Here is a 4,470-nt window from a genome sequence, read left to right as displayed (position 1 = left end):
CGCGCGTCCTCCTCCGGAGGAACGACGCACGACCCTACGGGTCGTAAAGACGATAAGCCCTACGGGCTTTCGGAAAGCCCTACGGGCTTTCAACCCCATTCCTTCGGAATGGGGTTGGGAATTCCTCCGGAATTCTCGCACCACCCCGGAAAGTGGTGTGACTGGTCCTCAGCGACTGCGGGCCCCTGGGGTGACGGGAGGTCAAGGGGCAGTAGAAGCCTGCCCGCACGGCTCCGCAGTGCGGGCAGGCTTGGCCCCGGACGACACGTGCCGCAGCATTCGACCCACCGTCACAGACAACTACGCACCAACAAGAGGGGGTCGGTCGTCTCGGCCGGAGCGTGAGCCACGTGCTTCATTCTCTGCCGTAGCTAAGAACTGGACTCAGCACCCACCACCCTGCATCACTTCTGGCCCTGGGTAGAGAATGGGAATCTCCCCCACCTCCGGCACGCGATCCGGTGTCACGGGACAGGGTTCGGAAGACGCTCCGAATTAGTCCTGACGGGTCGTTGCATTTCCGACCTCATTCCCGCTAATGTTAGATCCGTCGGAAGGGGCAGCAACTCCTTCCGGCGACCAGAACCACTCACCCGAAAACACGAGGAGCACATCATGCAGATTGTCCCTGACTACATTCACTACTCCGAATTCAACTCCGGCTGGTCCGTGGCGCGGGACGCAATGGGTCTGCTGCTCGCGGGGCTGGCCCCGGGGTCGCACACCCTGACCGTGGTGGTTGACGGGGAGTCGCTGACCCTGTCGGACCGCATGACCGTCACCGCGCAGGTGGAGGTGCCCACGGGCGGTGGCGGCCACGTCGTCGACGAGGAGGCGTGGGAGACCGTGATGTGCCTGCTGGCGGTCGGGGTGGCTGACTCCCAGCGGGAGGGACAGATCGTGGTCGTCTCCCCGGCCAGCAGCCACGTGACGCGCTGCTGGGACCTCTGGGAGGGGCAGATCACGCCCCTGCCGGTCGCGGCCCTGAGCGCCTGACCCACGGGCGGGTGGTACGGCTCCTCGGGTCGCACCACCCGCCCCGCGCGGCCGGTGCGCCGCCGCCCCTGCGGCTGCGCCCGCCGGTGGCTGGCGAGGATTCCGGAGGAATCGGTTTCCAAAACCCGTAGGGTTTCGGTGTCGTGACGACCCGTAGGGTCGTGCGCCGTTCCTCCGGAGGAGGCCGCGCGCACAATTGTTTTTAGGCTGGCGGGGAAATGCTGCAATTAGAAATGAGCAGCAACTCGAATTCTAATTATTTCCCCGCCAGCTGCGCCCACTCACCCGAGCGGAGCGCCTCCATTCTACGCACGGAACGGGAGTGGATAGATGGAGCCGACTGACGAAAATAATGTCCGGCTGCGCCGGGTCGTCGGGGGGCGCGCCCTGGTGAGTCGCGCGTGGATCATGCGGCACACCGGGGCGGGTCGCTCGACTGTCGCGCGTTGGTACGCGCTGCGCCACGAGCAGCCGCCGGAGCGCCGTCACCCGGACCGGGTGATCACCGTCGAGCGGGTCGACTACTACGACCAGCAGGCCGTCGAGGCGTTCTGGGCTGCGCACCAGGAGGGCGTTGGGACGGGCAGGCTGGGTGTCTCCGGGCGTAGGAGCGGTGCGGGGCACGGAGAGGCCCGGGGCGGGCGTCCGGTGTCCCAGGAGCGCGCTCAGGCCGTCCAGGTCGCCCTCGGGGAGCTGCGCCGGGCCGGAGGCTACGAGCGGGGCCTGGCCGCGCGGCTGGCCCGTACCCACGGGGGCAGCGCCTGGATCTGGGAGCGGGCCGTCACCGACGCCCGGGCGAAGTACGCCGCCGAGCTCGGCGCGGACGACGAGGCGCAGCGGCCGGCGTCGCAGCCGGAGTAGGACCACCAGCACCGCCGCCTGGTCGCCGGTCCGGAGCCTCTGCGACGGGCCGGGAGAACGGGCCAGCGCAGCGCCGCCCGGTTCCCCGAGACCACGCCCGCCACCAGCCATCCACACCCACCCCCACACAGCGGGACAGGCCAGGTAGAAGAGGGGAAGTCCGAGCACTCACCACGCAAAAACCGGGCGCCGACCTGCGGTTGTGCGAAGCACGGCGCGCGGTGGCTGTAACAGATAGCGTCACAGATCCTGTCGCACATACCGTCACAGATATCGTCACACATAGCGTGCCAGCTGTTGTGCACACCGCGCCGAGGGCCCGGCAGGGGCGAGGAGCACCAGGCGGTGCCGCCCCGAAGCCCGGCCCCGGCCCGGAGCAGCGCGACGGGCCGGAGAAGAGGCCAGCGCAGCGCCCTCGCTTCCCCGAGACCACGCCCGCCCACCCCACCCCCACAGCAGGACAGGCCGGGCAGAAGAGGGGAAGTCTGAGCACTCACCACGCGAAAACCAGGGCCTGACCTGCGGTTGAGCAGGCGGCGGGCGTTATCGTGCGCGCGTGATGTTGGGGGGGGATGTTGCGCGCCCCGTTCGGTGTCTGTCCGCTGCGGCGCCCATCGGGCCGCCGCAGCCCCCTGGAGCCAGCGCAGCGCCGCCCCGTCTTCCCCGAGACCACGCCCGCCCACCGCCACCACACCCACCACCCAACAGCCGGGCAGGCCGGGTAGAAGAGGGGAAGTCTGAGCACTCACCACGGGAAAACCAGTGGTTGACCTGCGGTTGTGCGGAGGCCGGCTCCCGGCAGCTGTCGGCAATGGTGTCGGTCATACCGTCGGCGATAGCGTCGGTGATCGTGTCGGTCATGGTGTCGGTGTTGTTGTCGCGCCGGACCCGGGGGACCAGGAGCGCCCAGCGCGCTGCCTGTCTGGGTGCTCGAGGGCAGGTGGCCGCGGCTCGGCCCCCTTCCCCTGCGTCGCCGGTTGCCCGTGTGCCAGGGTGTCGGGGCCCGGGGCGGTTGGCTGGTGTCTGGCATCGGCGACGGAACTTCCTCCCCGGGCACCTGGTCGGGCCGGGAACCGCCCCGCCCCGACCGCCCGCGCACCGAATCCGTTGCACGACAAGGAATGTTACCAATGTGTTGGCGGTAGTCCTGCTGCTATTTGGTGAGGACGGGATCGATCCAGGCCCCGACTGCGCTCGGGCCGACGACGCTGAGTTCCACGCGGAAGGCGCCGGTCAGGTCGACGTCCACGCTCTCCGGGTCCTGGCCGGGCCCCATGGTGATCTCTCTCGCGACCTTGTCGTCGACCTTGATGGTGAACACGACGGTGTCTCCCAGGGTCGACTCGTCCGTCACGCCGAGGCGGGTGACGAGCGAGGTGTACTCGCGGTTGAGGTGCCACGTGGCGGAGGCTTCGCCGTTGTTCCCGAGCAGGGCCTTGGGAAACTCCTGGGTGTTGACGCCCACCCTGCCGGTCTCGTAGTTCCAGGGGTCGCTGTCGTCCATCGGCGCCAGGTCGCGTATGAGGGACCAGGTCCGTCCCGAAGGGGGAACGAACGACTGGAGTTTCCCCGTGATCATGGACACAGTTGCGTTATGCCGCGAGGGCTTGTCCTTGCTGATAGCGCAGGCGTGTCTCGTGGGGTGTGAGGTATCCCCAGTGGATGTGCTTGCGCAGTCTGCGGCGGTTGTAGAAGGTCTCGATGAACGTGAAGATTTCGGCGCGGGCGGTGGCGCGGTCGGGCCAGAAGCGGGTGCCGATCTCCTCTTTGAGGACGGCCCAGAAGCTCTCGGCGGCGGCGTTGTCATAGCAGATCCCGGTCCTGCCCATGCTTTGCTGTCCTCCCAACTCACCTATTTCTGAGCGAAGTTGACTCGACGTGTATTCCGATCCGCGGTCCGAGTGGACCACGCAGCCCGGTCGCAGGCGGCCGAGGTTCGCGGCCATGTCGAGGGCGTCGACGACCAGTTCGGCGCGATGGTGGTCGGCCATCGAGTAGCCGATGATCTCGCGCGTCGCCAGATCGAGCCAGCCGGCGAGGTAGAGCCAGCCCTCGGCGGTCGGAATGTAAGTGATGTCCCCGACGATCTTCATGCCGGGAAGGCCGGCGTGAAAGTCGCGGCCGACCAGGTCGGGGGCCGGGGCGGCCTTGTGGTCCTGCTGGGTCAGGCTGCGGCGTCCGGTACGCCGGGTGTGGCCGACGATCCCGCGCTCGCGCATGACGCGCTCGACGCGCTTGTGGTTGACCAGCTGCCCGTGGCGGCGCAGTTCAGCGGTGACCCGGGGCACCCCGTAGGTCCTTTTCGACGCCACGTGGATGACGGTGATCTCGTGCGCGAGGGCCTCATCGGCCCGGCGTCGTTCCTCGCGGACCTTGATGCCGGTGTGCCAGGCGTAGTAGCCGGAGCGGGCGGCCTTCATCACCCGGCACAGCAGGACGATCGTGTAGTTGGCTTTTTCCGCGTGAATGAACCGGCAGACATCGCTCACCGATCGCTCTCCTTCGCGAAAAAAGCTGTGGTGAGGTCAATGGGTCGGTGCAACATCCCAGGTAGAACTGCTGCTGGAGGTGTTGCTGGGTGGCGAGAATCGGGCGTCCGGGGCTGTCGGACGA

4 protein-coding genes are annotated in these 4,470 nt (G+C 67.9%); 2 read left to right on the top strand and 2 right to left on the bottom strand.

What is annotated here, in order from left to right; translation table 11 throughout:
* The first annotated feature begins 615 nt into the window (after positions 1–615).
* Both ACWD04_RS33765 and ACWD04_RS33760 read left to right on the top strand, forming a co-directional pair.
* Complete coding sequence (locus tag ACWD04_RS33765) at positions 616–996, top strand: hypothetical protein (protein WP_451137547.1); 381 nt, start codon at positions 616–618, stop codon at positions 994–996.
* 330 nt (positions 997–1,326) lie between these two features.
* A complete protein-coding gene (locus ACWD04_RS33760) occupies positions 1,327–1,857 on the top strand; it encodes a hypothetical protein (protein ID WP_451137546.1) in 531 nt (176 codons plus the stop codon).
* Positions 1,858–3,010: 1,153 nt separating this feature from the next.
* Here the strand turns inward: ACWD04_RS33760 and ACWD04_RS33755 are convergent.
* Both ACWD04_RS33755 and ACWD04_RS33750 read right to left on the bottom strand, forming a co-directional pair.
* Complete coding sequence (locus ACWD04_RS33755) at positions 3,011–3,436, bottom strand: NPCBM/NEW2 domain-containing protein (RefSeq protein ID WP_451137545.1); 426 nt, start codon at positions 3,434–3,436, stop codon at positions 3,011–3,013.
* Between the two features lie 13 nt (positions 3,437–3,449).
* On the bottom strand, positions 3,450–4,346 hold the full coding sequence (locus ACWD04_RS33750) for an IS3 family transposase (RefSeq protein ID WP_451137544.1): 897 nt from the start codon (positions 4,344–4,346) through the stop codon (positions 3,450–3,452).
* Between the last annotated feature and the right edge of the window lie 124 nt (positions 4,347–4,470).

It is taken from the genome of Streptomyces sp. NPDC002911 (assembly GCF_053591835.1).
This window is presented reverse-complemented; position numbering and strand designations above follow the sequence as displayed.

What these genes read in the sequence shown, in the direction of transcription:
- ACWD04_RS33765 (WP_451137547.1), top strand. Translation starts at nt 616, where the DNA reads ATGCAGATTGTCCCTGACTACATTCACTACTCCGAATTCAACTCCGGC.
- ACWD04_RS33760 (WP_451137546.1), top strand. Translation starts at nt 1,327, where the DNA reads ATGGAGCCGACTGACGAAAATAATGTCCGGCTGCGCCGGGTCGTCGGG.
- ACWD04_RS33755 (WP_451137545.1), bottom strand. Translation starts at nt 3,436, where the DNA reads ATGATCACGGGGAAACTCCAGTCGTTCGTTCCCCCTTCGGGACGGACC.